21 protein-coding genes and 1 pseudogene are annotated in these 22,943 nt (G+C 25.8%); 11 read left to right on the plus strand and 11 right to left on the minus strand.

What is annotated here, in order from left to right:
- Positions 1 to 13: 13 nt before the first annotated feature.
- Positions 14 to 1,816: a 1-deoxy-D-xylulose-5-phosphate synthase gene (gene dxs, locus BT997_RS02230; RefSeq protein WP_072679772.1), complete on the plus strand. Its 1,803-nt coding sequence runs from the start codon at positions 14 to 16 to the stop codon at positions 1,814 to 1,816.
- Between the two features lie 25 nt (positions 1,817 to 1,841).
- Here the strand turns inward: dxs and BT997_RS02235 are convergent, their stop codons facing one another.
- The 11 genes from BT997_RS02235 to BT997_RS02285 form a co-directional block, all read right to left on the minus strand.
- Positions 1,842 to 3,485, minus strand: coding sequence for a type II and III secretion system protein (locus BT997_RS02235; RefSeq protein WP_174247183.1), 1,644 nt, complete (start codon positions 3,483 to 3,485; stop codon positions 1,842 to 1,844).
- An 8-nt stretch (positions 3,486 to 3,493) separates the two neighbouring features.
- Positions 3,494 to 3,955, minus strand: coding sequence for a hypothetical protein (locus BT997_RS02240; protein ID WP_072679774.1), 462 nt, complete (start codon positions 3,953 to 3,955; stop codon positions 3,494 to 3,496).
- Between the two features lie 9 nt (positions 3,956 to 3,964).
- Positions 3,965 to 5,140, minus strand: coding sequence for a hypothetical protein (locus BT997_RS02245; protein ID WP_072679775.1), 1,176 nt, complete (start codon positions 5,138 to 5,140; stop codon positions 3,965 to 3,967).
- 18 nt (positions 5,141 to 5,158) lie between these two features.
- The gene (locus tag BT997_RS02250) at positions 5,159 to 5,995 is read right to left on the minus strand and encodes a type II secretion system F family protein (protein WP_072679776.1); all 837 of its coding nucleotides are present in this window, start codon (positions 5,993 to 5,995) and stop codon (positions 5,159 to 5,161) included.
- Position 5,996: 1 nt separating this feature from the next.
- Complete coding sequence (locus tag BT997_RS02255) at positions 5,997 to 6,926, minus strand: type II secretion system F family protein (protein WP_072679777.1); 930 nt, start codon at positions 6,924 to 6,926, stop codon at positions 5,997 to 5,999.
- Positions 6,927 to 8,531: a CpaF family protein gene (locus tag BT997_RS02260; RefSeq protein ID WP_072679778.1), complete on the minus strand. Its 1,605-nt coding sequence runs from the start codon at positions 8,529 to 8,531 to the stop codon at positions 6,927 to 6,929.
- Positions 8,528 to 10,120 (minus strand): AAA family ATPase, encoded by a 1,593-nt coding sequence (locus BT997_RS02265; RefSeq protein ID WP_072679779.1) that lies wholly within the window; start codon positions 10,118 to 10,120, stop codon positions 8,528 to 8,530. Before BT997_RS02265 ends, BT997_RS02260 begins: the two co-directional genes overlap by 4 nt.
- 68 nt (positions 10,121 to 10,188) lie before the next feature.
- Complete coding sequence (locus tag BT997_RS02270; RefSeq protein WP_072679780.1) at positions 10,189 to 11,493, minus strand: hypothetical protein; 1,305 nt, start codon at positions 11,491 to 11,493, stop codon at positions 10,189 to 10,191.
- A 13-nt stretch (positions 11,494 to 11,506) separates the two neighbouring features.
- Entirely contained in the window at positions 11,507 to 11,938 is a 432-nt protein-coding gene (locus tag BT997_RS02275) for a prepilin peptidase (protein WP_072679781.1), read from the minus strand.
- 5 nt (positions 11,939 to 11,943) lie between these two features.
- Positions 11,944 to 12,132, minus strand: a complete 189-nt coding sequence (locus tag BT997_RS02280; protein WP_072679782.1) for a hypothetical protein — start codon at positions 12,130 to 12,132, stop codon at positions 11,944 to 11,946.
- Between the two features lie 109 nt (positions 12,133 to 12,241).
- Positions 12,242 to 12,427 carry a hypothetical protein gene (locus BT997_RS02285; RefSeq protein ID WP_072679783.1) on the minus strand — a complete coding sequence of 62 codons (186 nt, stop codon included), beginning with the start codon at positions 12,425 to 12,427 and terminating at the stop codon, positions 12,242 to 12,244.
- A gap of 268 nt (positions 12,428 to 12,695) precedes the next feature.
- Between BT997_RS02285 and BT997_RS02290 the strand changes: the two genes are divergently transcribed.
- From BT997_RS02290 to BT997_RS15665, 10 genes and pseudogenes are all read left to right on the plus strand, one after another.
- Positions 12,696 to 14,180: a hypothetical protein gene (locus BT997_RS02290; protein WP_143145147.1), complete on the plus strand. Its 1,485-nt coding sequence runs from the start codon at positions 12,696 to 12,698 to the stop codon at positions 14,178 to 14,180.
- Positions 14,173 to 15,099: a glycosyltransferase gene (locus BT997_RS02295; RefSeq protein WP_072679785.1), complete on the plus strand. Its 927-nt coding sequence runs from the start codon at positions 14,173 to 14,175 to the stop codon at positions 15,097 to 15,099. Before BT997_RS02290 ends, BT997_RS02295 begins: the two co-directional genes overlap by 8 nt.
- A gap of 2 nt (positions 15,100 to 15,101) precedes the next feature.
- Positions 15,102 to 15,497: a GtrA family protein gene (locus tag BT997_RS02300; protein WP_072679786.1), complete on the plus strand. Its 396-nt coding sequence runs from the start codon at positions 15,102 to 15,104 to the stop codon at positions 15,495 to 15,497.
- Between the two features lie 25 nt (positions 15,498 to 15,522).
- Positions 15,523 to 16,293: a glucose-1-phosphate cytidylyltransferase gene (gene rfbF, locus BT997_RS02305; RefSeq protein WP_072679787.1), complete on the plus strand. Its 771-nt coding sequence runs from the start codon at positions 15,523 to 15,525 to the stop codon at positions 16,291 to 16,293.
- Positions 16,281 to 17,396, plus strand: a complete 1,116-nt coding sequence (rfbG, locus tag BT997_RS02310; RefSeq protein ID WP_072679788.1) for a CDP-glucose 4,6-dehydratase — start codon at positions 16,281 to 16,283, stop codon at positions 17,394 to 17,396. The genes rfbF and rfbG overlap by 13 nt, the downstream gene beginning before the upstream one ends.
- On the plus strand, positions 17,389 to 19,185 hold the full coding sequence (locus tag BT997_RS02315; RefSeq protein WP_072679789.1) for a thiamine pyrophosphate-binding protein: 1,797 nt from the start codon (positions 17,389 to 17,391) through the stop codon (positions 19,183 to 19,185). The genes rfbG and BT997_RS02315 overlap by 8 nt, the downstream gene beginning before the upstream one ends.
- Entirely contained in the window at positions 19,186 to 20,304 is a 1,119-nt protein-coding gene (locus BT997_RS02320; RefSeq protein ID WP_072679790.1) for an FkbM family methyltransferase, read from the plus strand.
- 24 nt (positions 20,305 to 20,328) lie between these two features.
- Entirely contained in the window at positions 20,329 to 21,156 is an 828-nt protein-coding gene (locus BT997_RS02325; protein ID WP_072679791.1) for a pyruvate carboxyltransferase, read from the plus strand.
- 2 nt (positions 21,157 to 21,158) lie between these two features.
- Positions 21,159 to 22,085, plus strand: coding sequence for an NAD-dependent epimerase/dehydratase family protein (locus BT997_RS02330; protein WP_072679792.1), 927 nt, complete (start codon positions 21,159 to 21,161; stop codon positions 22,083 to 22,085).
- Between the two features lie 334 nt (positions 22,086 to 22,419).
- Positions 22,420 to 22,842: pseudogene (locus tag BT997_RS15665) on the plus strand (class I SAM-dependent methyltransferase); the annotation flags it as partial.
- Positions 22,843 to 22,943 lie beyond the last annotated feature (101 nt).

Here is a 22,943-nt window from a genome sequence, read left to right on the forward strand (position 1 = left end):
AGTATAAAATACTATGGAAATAAAAAACAAAAATCTAGAAGAGTTAGAACAAATCTGTTCTGATATTAGGGCTAGAATTATTGATGTTGTTTCACGAAAAGGTGGACATTTTTCATCAACACTTGGTGCAGTTGAACTTACCGTTGCTATGCATAAAGTATTTGATGTAAAAAAAGATCCTTTTATTTATGATGTATCACATCAATGTTATCCTCATAAGCTTATAAATGGTAGATGGGATGAATTTGAAACAATTAGACAATTTGGTGGATTAAGTGGATTTACTAAGCCAAAAGAATCCGAAGCTGATTATTTTGTTGCAGGACATAGCTCTACATCTATTTCTCTAGCCGTAGGAGCTGCTAAAAGTATCAAACTAAGAAAAGAGGATAGAATCCCTGTTGTTATGATAGGAGATGGTTCTATGACTGCTGGAATGGTTTATGAAGGTTTAAATGAATTAGGTGATTTAAAACTTCCAGTTGTAATAATCTTAAATGACAATGAAATGTCAATAGCAAAACCAATTGGAGCAATTTCTAAATATCTTTCAAAAATACTTGCAGGTAAATTTTATCAAAACTTTAGAGATAGAGTAGATAGAAATATTGTGCAAAAACTTCCTGATGGAGCAACATATATTGCAAAAAAAATGGAAGAGAGTATGAAACTTATTACTCCAGGTATTTTATTTGAAGAAATGGGTGTTGATTATATCGGACCAATTGATGGACATAATTTAGAAGAAGTTATAGAGACTTTAGAACTTGCAAAAGGAATGGGCAAACCTGTAATTGTGCACGCTCATACAGTTAAAGGAAAAGGTTATTCTATTGCTGAGGGTCAACATGAACATTGGCATGGAGTAGGTCCATTTAATGTTGATGATGGAAAATTTGTAAAAAAATCAAGTGTTAAATCTGCAACAGCAGTATTTGCTGATGGATTATTAGATTTAGCAAAAAAATATGAAAATGTAGTAGGTGTAACTGCTGCAATGCCAAGTGGAACAGGTATTGATAAACTTATGAGTGAATTCCCTGATAGATTTTGGGATGTAGCAATTGCAGAGCAACATGCAGTAACATCTATGGCTGCAATGGCAAAAGAGGGATTTAAGCCTTTTATTACTATTTATTCTACATTTTTACAAAGAGGTTTTGACCAAATAATACATGATGTATGTCTAATGGATCTTCCTGTTGTTTTTGCAATAGATAGAGCAGGAATTGTTGGGAATGATGGAGAGACACACCAAGGTGCTTTTGATATCTCTTATTTAAGATTTATTCCAAATATGATTTTATGTGCACCAAGAGACAATGAAACTTTAAGTTATGCCTTAGAATTTGGTTATGAAGCAAAAAGTCCATGTGCAATAAGGTATCCAAGAGGAGCTTTTGTTGATATTGATTATAAAGCTAGTAAATTTGTGCTTGGATGTGCAGAACTTTTAAAAGAGGGGACTTCTAAAAAACTATTGATAGGTTATGGGGCAGGAGTTTCAAGAGCAATTGAAACAGAAAAACTTCATAAAGAAGATATTGCAGTTTTAGACTTAAGATTTGTAAAACCACTTGATAAAGAAAAATTAAAAGAACTATCTAAAAAATATAATGATTGGTATGTTTTCTCTGATTCACAATTTGAAGGTGGAGTAGCAAGTGCAATACTTGAATTTTTAAATAAAGATAAAATCTGTGTAAATGTTAGATCATTTGAATATAAAGATGATTTCATAAATCATGGAGATACAAAATTAATAGAAGAAGATTTAGGTCTTCTTCCTTCTCAATTAGTTAATAAAATTAACTAAAATTAATAGTAGTTTGAAACTACTATTAATATCCTAATATTTCATTTACTCTTTTTTGGTGAATTTGTTCTGGAGTCATTTTTGGTTCTTTTGATTTAAAAAGATTTTTAGATGTTGAAGGTTTTTCTTTTTTAACTGTGACTGTTTTTTCTATTTTATCAAGCTTTTCATCTGATGTGGTATCTTCACTCGAAAAATTTAGGTTTAGTAGATCTAAATATTTTTTCTTTTTACTATCTTTATGTTTTTTAAACATTTTATTTTTATTTTTTTCAAACTTTGTAATTTGATCATTCGTGGAAGCTTTAACAATTTCAGGAGTTATGAAAAAAACTAACTCACTTTTACCATCTTTAAAAATATTACTTTTAAATAGAAAACCAAGAATTGGTATATCCCCTAATATTGGCAGCTTTTCTATATCTTTAGAATTTTCACTATTAACTAATCCTCCAAGAACTACAGTAGCTTTATCTTTTATAATTACAGTTGTCTCTATAGATTTATTTATTATACTAGGTATATTATCTACTGCATTTGCCCAATCTAAATCTCTCGATTTTGTAACAATATTTAAGTGTACAAATTCATCATTCATTACTTCTTTTGCTGTAAGTGTTAATTCTAAACCATAGTCAATCTTTTGTAACTCAGCTTTTTCATCAGATGTTAATCTTACATAGAGTTCTCCTCCTGCTCTAAATTGAGCTTCTTTGTTTTCAAGAGTAATAAGAGTAGATTCATCTAGAACATTAGCAATACCTTCTTCTGATAAATATTGTAAAGTAAGTGCAGCATTAAAGTATTTACCTAAAAAATTTGCAGCACCTGTTAATCCTCCTGTTAATGTAAGAGCTTCAGACATGATAGTATCAACTTTACTACTAACCAATTCATTGTATTGGTTATTTATTTTTTGATATTGTTCATTAGAAGCATCTACAATAGGAGCATATCCTTTTCCTATTACTGTTCCTGTTCCAAGTGGATCATAGATATCATATTCTGTTGTAGGAACATATAGACTATTTAAAGGAACATTGTAATTATTTTCAGTGGCTGTATAATTTTTACTTGAGGCAACCCAGTTATTTTTAATTGTTAATCCATCAGAATTATTTATTTCAACTGCATATAATTTTATTCTTACCATTTTAGGGTTGGATGTTGAAAGCATATCTACAATCTTTGTTTCTGGGTCTACATCAAATTTTTTAAACATTTCTAAAATCTTTTCTTTATCTTTTTGATTTTGAACAGTACCTTTTAGAAATATAGTGTCATTGATTTGTTCTACATCTAAATCAGGATATACATTTTCTGCAAATGATATAATATTTTTTAAATGTGGTACAATATTAAATCCAACAGTAATAACTGTACTATCTTGAAATCTTATTAAGGCACTTTCATTTGCAGAGTTTTTACCATAAATTTTTAATCTAGTTAATGGATTCTCCTTATTTTCAATAAGTTCTGCAGTAATATTTTCACTGTTTGTAATTTCAATATTTTTAATTCTTTTATTAAATTGTAGAATTTTATAACTATTTACATCAATAAATATTGTTTTATTTTCAAATTGACTTTGAATTAAAATTTCATCATTTGCAAATATGGCATTTAAAGATATTATAAATCCTAAAGTAAATATATTTAAAATTTTCATTTTTTCTCCTAATTTATATCTATACTTAAAGTACATGTAATTTGTGCTGCACTATTCTCATTGTAAACTACTTTTCTACTTATAAAATTATTGGCACCTTGACCTGATAAGAAATTTTTATTATAAGTTCCTTGTACAATAAAAATTGCTTGATAATTAGTATTTTGAGGTGCTGCAGTAGCAATATTACAAACAATATCACCAATTGCAATAGTATCTATTGCAGGAATTCTAATACTATTTAAGTCTGTTACTAATTGAGCAGTTGGCATAGTAGATTGTGTTAAAGTACCTGATACTACTCTTACTGCATATTCACTAAGTGCATCCATATTATCTTTTATTCTAATTGCTGTAGCATAATTAATTACAAAAAAGAATAGCCATACAAACCCTATAAATAATACCATCCACATAAGAATTTGTTCAATATATGCAGGTTTCATATTTTGAGTTTTTTGTTTAATCATAGTTTTTCTCTATTTTCTCAGTTTTATATATTCGTCATAATTGATTTCTTTCACATCACTTTTTCGTATATAACTTCCATCACATAACATATACCATGAAGTATTTATTTTTGAAATATTAGTATAAGGTAATATATAGTTTTTATAAATTTTTTTATGAATTTTAGATCTAATTGATGGATGTTTTCTTATATATACTTTATTTGAGGTAACTAATAAAAGTTTATCTTTTTTAGAACATTCTTCTTTATAATTAGATGAAATTTTTGCTTTTTTAGTTTGCACTAAATCAGAATTATCTGAATATGAAATAGTAGCAGTTTTTGTACTAACTGATGTTTTTGGCTGATACCATTTTATAGGGTATGTTCTTGGTATATATTTTCTTTTTACTATTTTTTTCTTAATGAGTGTTTTCTTTTCTTTTACTTCTTCTTTTTCTTCTACTTCTAATTCCTCTTTTTCTTCTTCAAATTTTGATTTAACCATCCAAAGTTGTTTACCTTTATTATAATCATTAATTAAAGATATTAAAACTTCTTCTTTTATATCTAAAATAATTTCTTCAGATCTTAATTCAATTATTTCTTCCACTTGTTTTTTCTTTACAACTTTTTTTATTTTTTTCTTAATAATTGATTTCTCAGTAAGTCTTCCTGAATTAAGAAAACCTAATAAACGGATATTTTTTGCAACATATTGCACTGAAAATTGGTTAGTTTCTTCTCCTGAATTATCTGGATATACAGAAATAATTTTTATTATATCATTGGGTTCAAGGGAATAGTTAGGGTTTTTAAATAGTTTATATGACATATTGTAACTATTATATTTATAATCAATAGTTTTTTTCTCAATAACTTTTACAATTTTAATACTTAACTTTTCTTTTAAGAAAGCTTCATTTTTATATATTGTTTCTTTTGCATATTTATTAAGTATTTCTTTTTTTAGAAGAGGTTTTGTTAATATATACTGTCTTGCAATAGAAGTTTGTTTAATATGTTGGTCTGTAATTAGCGTATCTTTTTTTATATTATCTTTTGCTACATATATTGTTACAAGTTGATTCTGACTTGCTAATACTTGTTTGTTTTTATCATAAAAGTAATAAGATACGGCAATTGCTGATAATAACATTGATAATAAAACCAGTATAATTGCAATCTGTTTATTAAATTTCATTTTCTTTCCTTTTGTTTTTTACAATCCAAATTCTAAGCTACCTGCCATCATAGGAAAAATAATAAATGCTCCCAGCGCAGGTAATACAAAAATAAATATAATAAGCATTAAATACATATTTAATGTATTTACTTTACCTTTTATTTTATAAAACTTTTCTTGTCTCATTTCATCTGATTGTGAAGCAAAAATATTTTTAACTCCTATTCCTGCTTCTTCACTTAATATTAAAAAATCTACAATTTTTGCAACGTCTTCCGAATCAACTCTTTTTTTAAGATTTTCATAAGCTTTTTTTGTTGAGTAGTTTGTCATTTCATATTCTAATATTGCAATTTCTTTTAATAGTTCTTCATTTAAAATTCCATTTGCTCTTACTGAAACAGTAAAGAAAGCATTCTTCAATCCTCCTCCTGCTTCAAGTATTACATTAATTAAGTCAAGAAATACTCCTAAATCAGTATTTATTTTTTCTACTCGTTCAGATTTTGAAATATATAAATAAAGTTTACCCCCAAATATCAATAATAAGATACCAATAAGTATACCTGTTACTCCAACTGTAAAAGAGAAAAATATTGGGAATGAAATACCAATAACTAGTCCCATAATAGCAAATACTAATTTACCTTCATTGTATTCTTTTTTTGTCAATCCTGCTTGAATTAATTTAAAATGTAAGTCTTGAGTATCATCAGCTTTATTTTTAATTTCATTTTGTTTTTCAATAATAGCTAAACTATCTAACTTAGATAAAAGTACAATTTGTTTTTTTATACTTTTAGAGTCATAAAAAAACCATCCAATTAAAAAAATGATTGCTAAAAAAATAGGAAGAAAAATAATAATATTCATACTATTTTACCTTTGTCAATAAATTATTTACAAATAAACCAAATCCAACCCATACTGCTATAAAAAACATTTGAATTTGACCTTCATTTGTACCAAAAAAGTGTTCATCAAGAACACCTTCCATTGAACTATCCATCATCTCATAAATAAAGATTACTAAAGCAATTATCATATAACTACCTACTTTTACTTCTCTGGTTGATGCAGTAATTTCTTGTTTTATCTCTCCTTGATCGTGAAGAGTTTTTCTCAGTTTTTCAAGTGTGTTTGAAAACTTTCCACCTGATTGTCTACCAATAGAAATTGTTAGGTAAAAAATTCTAAGTTCTTTTGATTCTACTAGTTTAAACATTTTTTCAAAAGATTTTTCCTCTCCAATAATATCTTTTTCTATTAAATAGATATTAAAAACTTCTTCAGTAAACTTAGATTTTGAAGTTAATACAGATTTTTTTAATGCTTGTTCAAATCCTACTCCACTTTTCATCATACTAGTAACTTTATCTATAATGATTTTTAGACCAAAGTTAAACTCTTCTTGTCTATTATCAATTATTTTTTTTAGAACTAAAAGTGGGAAAAATGAGAATATTATCCATCCAATTATAAAAACTAAAGGATTTGTAATTGCAAAATTAATAAATGTTGCAGATAAAAATCCAAATAAAGTTGAAATAATTATAAATACTATTTCTGAATATGGAGAATCAAAACCTGCATAAGTTAATTTCTTGCCTAACCAGTTTCTCTCTTTTTTATTGAATATGGATTGTTTTTTCTTTTCTGCGAGGATTTCATTTGGGTCAACAGATAATTGTTTAATTATTCTATTTTGTTTATTAAAATTAATATATAAATTATAACTTATAATCCCTAGTAATACTGATAATATAGGAATTATAATAATTAATACAATTATCTCTGTAGTCATTTATATGGTTCTTTCTATTTTTTGGAAATGAGGCCATTTATGGAAAACTTGAGGATCTTGGTGTAAAAATACATCTATAAATTCATCTTTCCAACCACACATTTTATCTGGTAAATCTTTTTCTAATTCATCAATTAACATTGATTTTGGCATTTCAAATTCTTTATTGAAAATTGATATATCAATATCTACTCCAAACATATTCATTTGAGAAATTGTTCTACTTGGCGTGGAAATAACTTCAAAACTTCCTTTTGTTTTAGTCATATCGCTAGTATCTCTTTTAAATTCAAATATATTATTTAAGGAGATAACTGCGTTGTCTTCAATTCTTCTTTCAACTTCAGAGATAGTAATTAATTTTCTTGTTCCATCTGGGAACCTTACTAGTTGAATAATAATATCTACTGCTGATACAATTTGTGCACGAATAAAGTTAATATTTGCACTAGGACGTGCTTCTAAATACATATTTTCAATTCTTACAAGAGCTTCTTTTGTATTATCAGCATGTACTGTAGTCATAGAACCAGGATGTCCAGTATTCATTGCATTTAACATTACAACAATTTCTTGTCCTCTACACTCCCCAACTATAATTCTTCTTGGAGATGACCTTAATGCAGAACGTAATAAGAAATCTAAAGGGATAGCTCCTTTTCCTTCTTCATTTGCCATTCTTGCTTCATATGATCTTATTGAATGACAAGGCATCTGTGGTTGCATTTCTTTTGTATCTTCAATAACCATAAGTTGTTCATTATCATCTACAAATCTTGTCATTGCATTTAAAAAGGTAGTCTTACCACTTGATGTACCACCTGAAACAATTATATTACATTTACCTTTTGCAACTTTTAATAAAAAGTAGGCCATTTTGAAATCCATTTGCCCTGAATCTATTAGAAACTCAAGTAATAAAGGTAAATCATTAAATTTTCTTATTGTTATACAACTTCCTTCATTTGCAGCAATAGGAGGAATTTGTACTTCAACTCTTGAACCATCTTTTAGTTTACTTGACATAATAGGATGTGCTTCATCAATTTTTCTATTATTTTCAGCAAGCATTTTATCAATAACTTTACGTAATTCATCTTCACTTCTAAAAGTAAATGGAGTTTGTACTGTTTTCCCTTTGTAAATAATATCAATATAGTTTTTTGTATTTACAATAACATCATTTAATCCATCTTTTGCAATATCAAAGAGCGCAGTTATTGGTCCATATCCAATTACATTATTGATTATGAATTCTTTGATATCATCTAATATATCCTTAGGAAGATGATTAGTTTGCTTAAATCCAAGTATAAATTCAGGTAAAACTTCTTCTAATGAATCTCTAGTGATTTTTTTATCAGATTTTAAATTTATCATAAAAGTATCATTTATTTCATAAGCAATTTCAAGTAGTTTTTCATCGAGATAAATTTTAGGAAATATTAAACCTGTTTCTTTAGACCTCTTTTTTACTTTTTCAATTTTTTCTTTATTTATTCTTTCATTTATATCTTCGTTTTCTTCTTCTTCATAAGAAAAAGACTGTTTTTTAATTTCTTTTTTTTGTTCTTCATCTGCTATTAGTAATCTTAAGTTTCTCAACTTTTTTCCTTATTTAAAAAAGAGAATAATGCTTTTTTATTTTTCTTCTTTTCTACAATATTACTTATATATTCTTTTTCTAATAAGATTTCCTCTAATGTTTTTACAAAAATCGAATCTTTTGAAACTTCAGAAGCTAATTCACAATAGTTCCAACATTTACCTAAGGTAGCATAATCATTGGGAATTTTTAGATACATTAACTTTTCTTCTTTTGAACTTGTATTCATTATTGAATCAAAATCTGAAGCAGAAATTTCATTTAATGAGTTAACTCTATTAACAATAAAACTTACTTTATCTTTAAGTCCTGCTCTTTTCATTAAAGAATAAAAAGTTTTTAATTTTGATACATGAGGAAGCGTCATTTCTGTTAAAATCCATATTTCATTTACTAAATCATATATGGTACTTTTCATACTTGAAGCATCAGCCTCTCCCGTATCAATTATTATATAATTAAAGTTTTCACTCGCTTTTAGTAAATAATCAAGTAGTTTTTCAATAAAATTATCTTTTTCTACTAAATCTTTATCAATATGTTTTTGAATACCATTAATAGAATAGAAATTTTCTCTTATTTTAACTAATCCAACTTCAAGATTTTTTTGTATATTAAAGTCACTCATATTAACTAAGTCTATAATTGTATAGTTTGGTACTGGATTTTGTGATAGAAATAAGTTACTAATTGCTTTTGTTGTTGATAAGTCAACATATAAAACATTTTTGCTAGGATTTTTTCTTGCAATTATATCTGCAGTATTCATTGAAATTGTAGTGGCACCAATTCCTCCAGAAACACCACTAACTGCAATTATTTTATTGTCAAGTTTATTTTTGTTAATTAGTTTATGTTTTGTATCAAGTATTATATTCTTAATGTGTTCAGGTGAAAATTCATCTATTGAAACATAATTTTCAATATTTAATTTTCCACAAGTTAAAGAGAGATTGTGATCATTTGGTCCAACTACTATAATAAATTCATTGAAAGTTTTAAGCAATTCTTCATCATCTTTGATTAATTCATTATTTTGAACTGTATAAATAATAATATTTTTAGAATTTTTTAAATTTAAAGGTTCATTAATTTTTGTAATATCATGAATTACACTTATTTCAGCATTAAGTAGTATATCTAAGTTAGTTTGTAGTTTATTTGCAAATTTTATAGTATTTTTATCTGTTATTATGTATACATTTAGTGGTGTATTTTGTGATAATAAATCTTTTTCAATTTCAAAAATTTTTCTTAGAGCAATTTTTGATTTTTTAAGTAATTCTCTTAATACTTGTCTATACCAAATTCTCCTATTGAAGGTAATTTTACCAAAGATGATATCTCCATCTTTAAGTACTATAGAATATTTATTATTTATAAAGTTTATATCATCTTCAATTATTTCATATCCATCAATTGTAAATCCATAGACAAAATTATTATATTTAAAATCATATTTCATAAATGTAAGTTTTTGGATATTTGAAATAAGTACAAATAATTGTAAAATTTCAATTACATTTTCTTTTCTAATATCTAAAGCACCTTGGACATTTGCATATTCTTGATAACTTTTATAATCCATTTTATTTCCTATTTTAAAACTATTATTTTTTAATAATTTAGCTTATTATGCCATACAAAAACTTATATTTATGGGGTACATGTGGTTGTAATAACTGAATCTGCTGATATTAAAGAAATATCAATCGGTTCAGGTACATAAATTTTTTTTAAATTTAAAGACATATCTGTAAAATCCCTATCACTATTCCATGGTTCGTCTCCATTAATAGTTGATAAATCTTCTGATACATAAACAAAATCATCTTTTGGGTCTTTTGAATAGTCTATACCATTATCATTTGCATACTCAACCCAATCTTCAAATGTATGAGCACTCCCTACTACTCCTTGTTCTGCAGTAGATAAGCTATCATAATATGCTTGGGCTTCTGTCGTATAATGTCCAGTATCTTCAATATAAGCAATAAATTTACCGTATTGGCTTTCTGCTATTTCATTCATATGGTCATATGAATCATCATAATTATATTTTTCTTCTTGAAAATAGATATTTGCTCTTTGTGGTAAGTAATTATATTGTGGATTTGTACCATCTGTATTTCTTTCTACTTGACCCGTATCCGTTGTAACTTTTACAACAGGTTTTGTATTTGGATCGGTTGGACAATCATGTTCGAATTCTAGTTGAGTATCTAACGAAATTCCAGAATTTGAACCTGAACCTGAACTATTATAATTTCCAAACCTTCTATATCCATCAGATATAAAAAAAATCCCACTTTCTGATGCTTTGATTTCTCCTAAAATATCGCCTTTTGCAAAATTATTTTTATTGTCTAATATTATTTTAGGATTTGATGGACAACCATCATCATCAAAGTCATAAGTTCCTACAAGATTAAAAAAACCAGCATTTATTACATCTCTAAAATATACTGTTACATCAAAGTCAAAGTTTGTAAAATCTAATGCCCTTGACATTGAAGGTATTGTAAAGCTATCTCTTCCTAAAAGTTTATACCAAAATGTACTTTGTTGATGACTTGAAATAGTTGTTGTGACATTGTCCGGAAATTGATCAAGACTTCCGCTTGTTAAGTTCCCATTCACATCATATGTTCCTGAATCTCTCCATGTGTATTGTATTTGATTTGCTGAAATTAATTCTGCACCAAGACTTGAGGATGCAATCAAAGTGTTAGTTAAGGCTTCTGCTGCACATATTGCATCCATTGCATTTGGAACTTGGACTTCATTTATTGATCTTCTATAAGTTTGAGCTAGCGATTTATTAGCCTCATTTATTAAGTCTTGTAATTCATAAACTTTATTTCTTGTTTGTCTCTCATCATTTACTGTAGCTATAAATGTAACAATACCAGATAAAAGTATAAATCCTAAAAACATTTGATTTATTATTGCTTTTTTCATTTAATAATCCTTTTTAGTAAGGGTATAGTTCCATTTTATATAAAATCTCTGTTATAATGACTGCTAAAAAGATTGCAGGTGCCATTGGTGCAACACGTCTTTTTTTATATTTTTGAAAATATATTAAAAAAAACATTTGAACAATACCTGTAGTTAGTAGAAATAGAGGGAATAATATAGGTTCTAAATAGATTGCAACTACCATTATATACTTTATATCTCCACCACCTAAAATCATATTTGGCATGATCAGTAATATTATAACAAAAAAAAGTAAAATTAGAAAGGAAATAATAAATGAATATAGGTTTAGTTGGCTATCTAGATAACCAAATGAGAGTAAAAATAATAACAAAGTAACAATTAGTATATTAGGAATCTTATATTTAGTACAATCTATATATGATAATATAAAAGAAAAAATATAAAATGATATAGAAAACATTAAAATTAACTATTATCTACAATATTATTTATTCCAACATTTGCTCTATCTATCATTGTATTTTTATTGTCGCTAACCCAAATTTCAACACTAACAAGAGCCGCTATGCCAATAACTACAAAAAGTAAGGTTACAAGAATTCTATCCATTGCACCTTTTTCTGATTTTAACTTAGCAAATATTCTGTTAAACAAATTAATTCCTTTTAAAATCACTTAAATAAAGAAGTATGTATTTAAATTAAACACATACTCTTTAATTTATTAAAGGTAAATTTACCTAGTTTTATTTGTACTAGAGCTGTTAGCTCCCAGTTATATTCGTAATAGAGTTGTTCGCTGCATCAATCATAGAGTTTTTACTTGTACTCATCCATTCGTTTAATCCAACTACTGCTGCAACACCTACAACAACTAATAATAAAGTTACAAGGATTTTATCCATTGCACCTTTCTCAGATTTAAGTCTTCTTTTTAAAAATTCTAACATTTAAGTCTCCTGATTTTGTTATGTTTTACTAATTGTATCATAAATTAATTTAATTTTTCTAAAATTTAGCTTAGTTTTAATTATTTTATTTTCTAAAATTACAATTTAATTACAAAAGGCAATAATTTTTAGCTTGATAAATGCTATAAACATCGAAATAATAGTCAATTTAGAAATAATAACTTTTTATATAATATTATTCTAATAGGTTATTTATTAATAAGTTAAAAAATTTTAAATAAGTTAATAAGGTTATTTAAAATATTTAATGCTAATATTTCATATGAAAAATAAAATCTTTTTTAATCTTTTTATTCATTATTCAATTTATATAATAGCTGCTTTAAGTTTTGCTTATTTTTTAGATATTAGTATGCCTGATGATGGGTTAAGACATATTTCTTTTGCAAATAATATAGATTTAATGAAAAATTGGGGAGAAGTATTTCCTTATTCTTTATTTACAACTTATGACCCTTGGTTTTTATGGCATGAATTACTTTCTTTTCTAATGCTTTTTATAGATTATGAATACATACATATTTTTGTAAATTTCCTAGTGTTTTTAATATTATTGATTATTGTAGATATTTTTATTAGACGTGGGATTAAATATAATTTTGATACTTTTATATATATAATTGTTTTTTCAGTGGTTTTTTTAAGTGCAAATAGGTATATCATGGTTAGACCAGATCTTTTATCTGGATTATATGTTTTGATATCACTTCTTTTAAAAAATAGATTGGTTCCTATTTTTTTATTGACATTAATATATAGCCCTTTTTATTATTTATTTTTTATTTATACAGGCTCGATTGGATTAGTTGTTTTAATACAAAAAAAATGGAAACTATTTTTTGGAGTATTCTTAGGGTCATTATTTTCTTTAATTATACATTTGCTATATGACATGGAAGGTTATATACTCACTGTTAAAAATATTTTAATTGATCAAAGTCTTAGAATGGGTCTTGAGGTTTCAGAAGGTAAACCACTTTTTGATTTATTTGGACATTTGAATTATTTTATTTTATTACCACTATTTTTCATAGCTGGTTATTTTTTAATATATAAAAATTATAAGTATTTCAAAGAAAATAGTCTTGCTCTTTTTCTATTAATTACGTCAATATTATGGATTAATCAAATAAGATATTTTGTACTATTTCTTCCTATTATTATTATCTATATTATTTCTATAATAGCTAACTTAAATAAAAAAAGTTTTTTAAATAGAATAAGAATGTATTTAATTTTTATGAAAAAATATATTTCATATTCAAAGAAAGCAGTATTATTTTATATAATAGCAATACCTTATTGTATTTTTGCTTTTTCATATGCATTTAATACTAAATCACTAAATAAAGATACAGAAGAAGCAAAATTTTTCAAAAATATAATTTTTAATGAAAAAACTATTTTGTTAAATAATTTACATGCTGATTTATATAAAGCTTTATATTATAATCCTACAATAAAGTTTATCCCAAGTTGTAGTGTTGGTTGGTTTGATGATAAAGATAAAAAAATGAAAGATATCTATATAAGAATGCAAAAAACAAAAGGTATTAATGAAAAAGAACTTTTTAGTTTAATTAAATATGTTAATGCAGATTATTATATACATTATTTAAGAAATAAAAAACAAACTTTAGATTTTGATAAATTAAGAAACTTTGGTATTATTCCCGAAATGATATATAAAAACCGGATAATATTTAGAATAAAAAGAGAAATAAATGAATAGTATTGCAATAATATTACCTGCATACAATGAAGAACTAACAATAAAAGAAACAATATTGAGTTTTTATAATGAATTACCTAATGCAAATATTGTAGTAGTTGATAATAATTCAAATGATAAAACCTCTGAGATCGTTCAGAACACTTTTAAAAAATTTGATATAAAAGGAAAACTTTTATTTGAAGCTCGACAAGGAAAAGGTAATGCAATAAGGTATGCTTTTCAGAAAATAGAAGCGGATATTTATATAATGTCTGACGCAGATATGACATATCCTGCTTCTGAAATTTACAAGTTAATAGAACCTATAATAAATGAAGATGTTGATATGGTTGTTGGGGATAGAATTAGTAGAGGAGATTATGCAAGAGAAAATAAGCGACCTCTTCATACTTTTGGAAATCAATTAGTGAAAAAGTTGGTTAATAAATTATTTAATGCTAACATATCTGATATTATGAGTGGGTATAGGGCTTTTAGTAAGAAGTTTGTAAAAAATTATCCTATACTTGTTGAAGGTTTTGAATTAGAGACTAATATGACTTTACATGCATTGGATAAAAGATTTAAGATTAAAGAAGTTTCAATAGATTACAAAGATAGACCTGAAGGTAGTTTTTCAAAATTAAATACAATAAATGATGGTGCAAAAGTACTTTTTACAATTTTTCAGATCTTTAGATATTATAAACCTTTATTATTCTTTTCGATATTATCTGTATTGTTTGCATTGTTATCTTTATTGAGTGCAATTCCTGTTTTTAATGATTGGATCTTGTATAAGTATATATATCATGTTCCTTTAGCCATTTTAGCAACGGGATTAGGACTTATTAGTATTATTCTATTTTCTGCTGGAATTATATTGGACGCAATTGTTTATCAGAATAAATTAGAGTTTGAACAAAGATTATTATAGTTTTGAAACAGTTTATTAAATTTGGGGTAGTAGGAACAATAGGTTTTATTGTTGATGCAACAATTTTAGTTTATCTCATAAATAGTCTTAGTTTTGAAATTCCTTTTGCAAGAATAATATCATTTATTATTGCAGTTTTTGTTACATGGACTTTAAATAGAAACTTTACTTTTACAAAAAACAGAAACTTTGAAAAAAGGAAGGAATATATATATTATTTGTCAATTCAAACAATTGGAGCATTATTAAATTATATAATATTTATTTTATTAGTATATTTTGATGAATTTTTTAAAAATAATATAATTATATCTTTAGCAATAGCTTCTGTACTAGCAATGTTTTTTAATTTTTTTATGATTAAAAGAAAGATTTATAATAATAGTAATAATATATAGTAGTTAATAATAGTTAAGGAAGAAAATGAAAGTTTTAATACTTGCCGGTGGTTTAGGTACAAGATTGAGTGAAGAAACAGATATAAGACCAAAACCAATGATTGAAATAGGTGGTAAACCTATTCTTTGGCATATAATGAAAACATATTCAAAATATGGATTTAATGAATTTATTATACTTCTTGGATATAGAGGTTATTTTATTAAAGAATATTTTGCAAATTATTTTCTTCATCAAAGTGATGTTACTTTTGACCTAAAAAATAATAATATGGAAATTCATAATAGTAGTAGTGAACCTTGGAAAGTAACTCTAGTTGATACTGGATTGGATAGTATGACTGGAGGTAGGATAAAACGGGTTGAAGAGTATATAAAAAATGAACCTTTTTTATTAACATATGGTGATGGAGTAAGTGATATAAATATAGATGAGCTTATAGAATTTCATAAATCACATGGTAAGGCAATGACTGTAACTTCTTCACTTCCTGCAGGACGTTTTGGAGGCTTAAGTATAGAAGAAGATAATAAGGTCTCGAAATTCTTGGAAAAACCTAAAGGTGATGGAAATTGGGTAAGTGCAGGATATTTTGTTTGTGAACCTAAAGTATTAGAGTATATAACAAGTGGAGATTCAACAATTCTAGAAGAAGAGACATTAAAAAACTTAGCTTTAGATGGAGAATTATATACATATAAGCATGATGGTTTTTGGAAACCAATGGATACTTTAAAAGACAAATTAGACTTAAATGATATTTGGAATAGTGGGGATGCTCCTTGGAAAGTATAACTTACGATAAACTCTTTAAAGGTATTTACAAAAATAAAACAGTTCTTGTCACGGGTCATACAGGATTTAAAGGCTCTTGGCTTTGTTATTGGCTTATAAAAATGGGAGCGAAGGTTATAGGTTATTCTTTAGAGGAGAATACAAAGCCGAATCATTTTTCATTATTAAATTTAGATATGACTTCAATATATTCAGATATAAGAGATATAGAAAAGTTAAATAATGTATTTAAAGAATATCAACCAGATATAGTTTTTCATCTTGCAGCACAGCCTTTGGTTAGGTTATCTTATATTAGTCCTGTAACTACTTTTGAGACTAACATGATGGGAACAATAAATATTTTAGAAGTAATTAGAAAAAATAATAAAAAGATTGCTATTTTAAATATAACAAGTGATAAGTGTTATGAGAATAATGAATCAAAGTTAGGCTATGTAGAAGATGATAAATTAAGTGGATATGACCCTTATAGTGCATCAAAGGCATGTTCAGAAATAATCACAAGTTCTTATAGAGATTCTTTTTTTAATTTAGATAAATATAATGATTCTCATAGAGTTTTAGTTTCTTCTTGTCGATCAGGAAATGTAATAGGTGGTGGGGATTGGAATGAAGATAGGATTATTCCAGATATTATAAAAGCAATTACTAAGAATAAGATACTTGAAATCAGAAACCCTAAATCAACAAGACCTTGGCAACATGTTTTAGAACCTTTAAGTGCTTACTTATTATTAGGTCAAAAACTCTTAGAATCAAAAAAAGAATATGCCAAAGCATGGAATTTTGGTCCTAAAGATGATAAATCTACAAGCGTTGAGGAACTTGTTCTAAATATAAAAAAATATTGGTCAAAACTAGAATATAAAATAATTGATAATAAGAATATTCTACATGAAACAAATTTTTTAAAACTAGATTCATCTCAGGCATATAAAGAGTTATCATGGCAGACAGTTTGGGATATTGAGAAGACGTTTAATAGAACAATTTCTTGGTATAAAAAATATTATGAAAAGAATATTATTAATACTAGTAAAGATTTAGATGAGTATATATTTAGTGCAAAAGAGAAAAGGTTAGAGTGGACAAATGATTAAAGTTAGTGATTATGTAGCAAAGTTTTTAGCAGAAAATGAACAAGTTGGAACTGATATTTTTATGGTTTCAGGTGGTGGAAATATGCATTTAATTGATTCTATAGGTAAAAATGAGTCTTTAAATTATGTATGTAATCATCATGAACAAGCTTGTACTTTTGCAGCAGAAGGTTATGCAAGGGTTTCAAATAAAATTGGAGTATCTTTTGTCACAACTGGACCTGGAGGGACTAATGCAATTACTGGGGTTTACAGTGCGTGGGTAGATTCTATTCCAACTTTTACAATATCGGGACAAGTAAAGTTTATGACGACTATAAGTTCTCAACCTGAATTAAATCTAAGACAACTTGGAGACCAAGAGATAAATATTATTGATTTAGTTAAACCAATAACTAAGTATGCTGTTTTAATAAGTGATAAAAATACTATAAAATACCATTTAGAAAAAGCTTTATATCTTGCTAAAGAGGGTAGACCTGGACCAGTATGGTTAGATATTCCCTTAGATATCCAAGGTGCAATGATCGATGAAAAAGATTTAGAGTCATTTTCTAAGCCTATTGAAAAAGATTATGATATTAAAATGAATGAAGTTTTAGATCTATTAAGTAAATCTAAACGACCTGTTATAATAGCAGGTAATGGAATTACTTTGAGTGATGGAAATGAGACTTTTATTAATCTAGTAAAAGATTTAAATATCCCAATAGTTAGTAGCTTTGCTCGATATGATATTTTAAATGATGAACATCCTTTATTTTTTGGAAGATTTGGAACTATTGGACAGAGAGCTGCAAATTTTATTGTACAAAATAGTGATTGTATAATTGCAATTGGAGCAAGATTAAATATTCGTGCAATAAGTTATAACTGGGAACATTTTGGAAGAGCAGCAAAAAAAATACTAATAGATATTGATAAAGCTGAATTAAATAAACATACATTAGATATAGATATTAAAATAGAATCTGATGCAAAGTATTTTATTAAAAAGTTACATGAAGAAGTAAAGAATAATACTATTTATAACTATGATAATTGGATTAACCGATGTAAAAAGTATAAAAGTGATTTTCCAACAATAATAAAACAAAGACAAGAAGTAAAAGATTATGTTGATTCTTATAATTTTTTTGATTTATTATCAAATGTTACAAAAGATAATGAAGTCTTTGTTTTTGCGAATGCAACTGCAAGTGTATCTTCTTATCAAAGTTTGAGAACTAAAGGAAAACAAAAGATTATTGAAAATTCAGGTTGCGCTGCAATGGGATATGATTTACCTGCTGCAATTGGGGCTTGCTATGCAAATAACAAAAATGATGTTATTTGTGTAACAGGAGATGGAAGTTTACAAATGAATATTCAAGAATTACAGACAATTATTCATAATAAATTACCAATAAAAATCTTTGTTTTAAATAATGAAGGATACTCCTCTATTAAAAATACTCAAAATAACTTTTTTAATGGGCATAAAGTTGGTTCTGAAAAAAGTAGTGGGGTTAGTTTCCCAAATTTAGAAGCCATATCAAAAGCTTATGGGTTCAAAACTTTTAAAATTAAAAATCAAAATAACTTACAAAGTGAGTTAGAAGAAATTTTAAAATATAAAAGTTTTGTATGTGAGATTATGCTTGATCCAAATGAAAAAATGGAACCTAAACTATCTTCAGAAATAAAAGAAGATGGGACTATTATTTCTAAACCATTAGAGGATATGTTTCCTTTTTTAGATAGAGAATTATTTAATAAAAATATGATTATTGAAACTATCGGAGAATAAGTGAAAATAGGCAAGATATTAGAAATGGATTTAAATATAGAACCTATACCTTTAGAAGATGAGATTATAATATATGGAGCTGGTAATTTTGGAAGATTATATGCTTCAATATTAAAAAAGAGAGGTTATTCTATACAGTTTTTTGTTGATAAAGAAAAGTGTAAGAATCATAAGTTTATAGATGATATCCCAGTAATAAATTTAAGCAATAAAGAACTATTAGATAAAAGAGATTCTTTAACATGTGTTATTGGTATTTTTAATGCTTATATAGATTTAAGTGAAATTGAAAAAGAGTTAATATTAATAGGGTTCAGAAAAGTAATAAATCATATTTCTTTTTATGATTTATTTTCTAATGAAATAGGGGATTATTTTTGGTTAAGTGAGAAAAAAAATCATTTAAAAAATAGAAATAGAATTCTTGATAGTTATAAACTGTTGGAAGATAAAAAATCAAGAAAATTGTTTAAAAATATTTTAAAATATAGAATGTTTAATAATTTAAATAAAATACAAAAACCTCAAAAAATGGATAATGAATATTTTCCGAAAGATATAAACTGTAAATATCCTATTTTAAAATTTGTTGATTGTGGTGCGTATGATGGAGATACAGTATTAAGAATATTAAAAAAGAAAATACCTTTATCTTCTTATACTGCATTTGAGCCAGATTTACGTAATGCAAATCTTTTGAGTGAAAATATAAAGAAAAAACTAAAGGTAGAAAGTCATATTTATCCATGTGGTTTATGGAATAAAACTGATAAACTTAAATTTAGTGGAGGGACAGGTAGTTCTAGTCACATAAATTTAAATGGAGATGATATAATTAGTGTTGTTTCTATTGATGAATGTATTATAAATAAAAAAGTTAATTTTATAAAAATGGATATTGAAGGTGCTGAGGTTCAAGCTTTAATTGGAGCAAAAGAAACAATTAAAAAAAATAAACCAATTTTAGCAATATCTGCATATCATAAATATGATGATTTATGGACTATATTAGAAACAATAAAATCTTTTAATATAGATTATAAATTTTATATGAGGATGTATGAATATAATGGATTTGGAATAGTTTATTATGCTGTTCCTAATAAATACCAAGTATGAAGATAATAAGAAAAGAGAGTTAAAATGTTAAAAAATATGACATTATTTGATTGTACATTAAGAGAAATAGGTTATCAAACAGGTTGGTATTTTGATAATAAATTTGCAACTGATCTATATAAATTTGCACATGGCAAAGGAATAGATTATCTTGAGTTGGGTTTTTTTCATAATATGGAAGCTGATCCTAATAAGGGTGATTTTAGATATTGTAGTCAAAAAAATGATGAAATAAAAGAATTGTTTGAACCTATTAAAAACTGGACTAAGTTATCCTCAATGCTAGATATTCAAAGACCCCTTTCTAATCTTTTACCTAAAGAAGACAGTCCTATTGATACTATAAGAATTATAACTCGTTCTCATGAAACTGATTTTGAAATTTTATCAAAGAAAGTTGAAGAAATTCAAGAACTTGGTTATGAATTATTTATAAATTTTACTAGTGCAGGATATAACTCTATAGAAAAGAATATTTCTTTTGCAAAGTTTTGTAAAAAAATGGGAGTAGAAGTTATGTATTTAGCAGATACTGAAAGTGTATTTACTTGTGATTACATAAATAACTCTATGGATGCAATTAAAGCAGAAAATGTTGAAGTTGGTATGCATTTACATAATAAAAATGGTACTGCTGATATGCTTCTAGATACAGCTTTATCAAAAAACTGTCTTTATACTGATGCAACTTTACTTGGTTTGGGTGGAAAATGGCATGATGGAAATATACCTTTAGAATATATAATTAAAAAATTTGGTATTAATGGAGGATATGAACTTACTCAATTAAAAACGAATTTAGTCCAACAGTTAATTAAATACCATGAACATACAACTGCAATCTTGGATTGACAATGAATATTCTTATAACTGGTGGTAATGGATTTATTGCAAAAACATTAAAAGAGAAGTTATCAAATTATAATATTTTTGCACCAGTAAAAAATGAATTAAATATTTTAGATGAATCTTTATTAAAAGAGTATATTTATAATAATGAGATTGATATCATTATTCATACTGCAAATATTGGTGGATATGAAAATAAACTAGATGAGAAAGAAACTTTTCAATCAAATTTAAAAATGTTTTTAAATGTAGCTAATCAATCAAAAAATGTAAAAAAAATTATTCATTTAGGTAGTGGTGCAGAATATTCTAAAGATAGACCAATTGTTAAGGTAGATGAATTAGATAGTTTAAAGAGTTTACCTAATGATGATTATGGTCTTTATAAATCAATTTGCTCTAGATTTATTGAACAATCAGAAAATATTATAAATTTGCGTATATTTGGATGCTATGGAGAGTATGAAGATTATAATTATAAATTTATTTCAAATAGTATATTAAAAAACTTGTTAGAACAACCAATTATAATTAATCAAAATGTTTTGTTTGACTATATATACGTTGATGATTTAATTAAAATGATAGAATATTTTATTATTAATGAGAACAAATATAAAGTTTATAATGTTTCTAGAGGAGAATCTATTGATTTAGTATCAATATGTAAAATCATTAATAGTATTGGTAGCTTTAATTCAGAAATAAAAGTATTAAAAGAAGGATTAAATAATGAGTATACCTCAAATAATAATCGTTTTATTGATGAAGTCTCTTCTTTTAATTTTACAACTCATGAAAAGGCAATATTTAATATGTATAAATATTTTGAAAATAATTTATCTAAAATTGATAAATCTAAAATATTGGAAGATAAATATTTACAAAAGTGTAATAATATTTGGATAGAGGGAAAAAATGAAAATTGTTAATAAATGTGTTTGTTGTGATTCTACAGATTTACTTTTTTCTTCAGCTATACTAATGCCATTTATTACATATCGAGTTTTTGGTTGGAAGCCCATATCAATAGATGATAGTTGGGGTTTAAAAGATATACCAAACACAGTTAACTATCAGTGTTGTAATACATTAGAATGTAAAAACTGTGGGCACGTTTTTATGGATATCAGATTTGATGATGATGAACTAGATAAGTTATACCATAATTATAGAGATAATAAATATGTTGAGGATAGAGAACTTTTTGAACCAGGATATAAAGAGACTAATAAGTCACTAGTAAAAGGATATAACTATCAATATATGATTGAGGATTATTTACAAACTTTTCTATCTGATAATTTGAAAGTATTAGATTTTGGTGGAGATACTGGAGTAAATACAATTTTTGTAGAAAAAAATAAGTCTGAAATTTATATATATGATATTTCAAATAATAAGACTATCTCTAGAGTTAAAAAAATTACTAAAAAAGAGGAACTTTATACTCATAATTTTGATTTAGTTGTTTGTTCACAAGTATTAGAACATATCCCTTTCCCTCAAAAAATAGTAGATGAAATTTATAATATCTCAGACAAAAATACAATAGTTTATTTTGAAATTCCATATGAGCCTTTAATGAAAAATGCTCAAAAAGAGAAATATAGATTAAAAAAACATTGGCATGAGCATATAAACTTTTTTTCAAAAGATAGTCTAATAAAATTATGTGAAAATAGAGGTTTTAAAATACTTGATTTAAAAGAATTTGAAATAAAAATAACTTCTGAGAAGAAAGCTAATATATTAGGTATAGTTTGTAAAAAAGAAAGTATTAAGAATAA

The sequence above is a fragment of the Arcobacter sp. LA11 genome (assembly GCF_001895145.1).
Lineage (GTDB): Bacteria > Campylobacterota > Campylobacteria > Campylobacterales > Arcobacteraceae > Halarcobacter.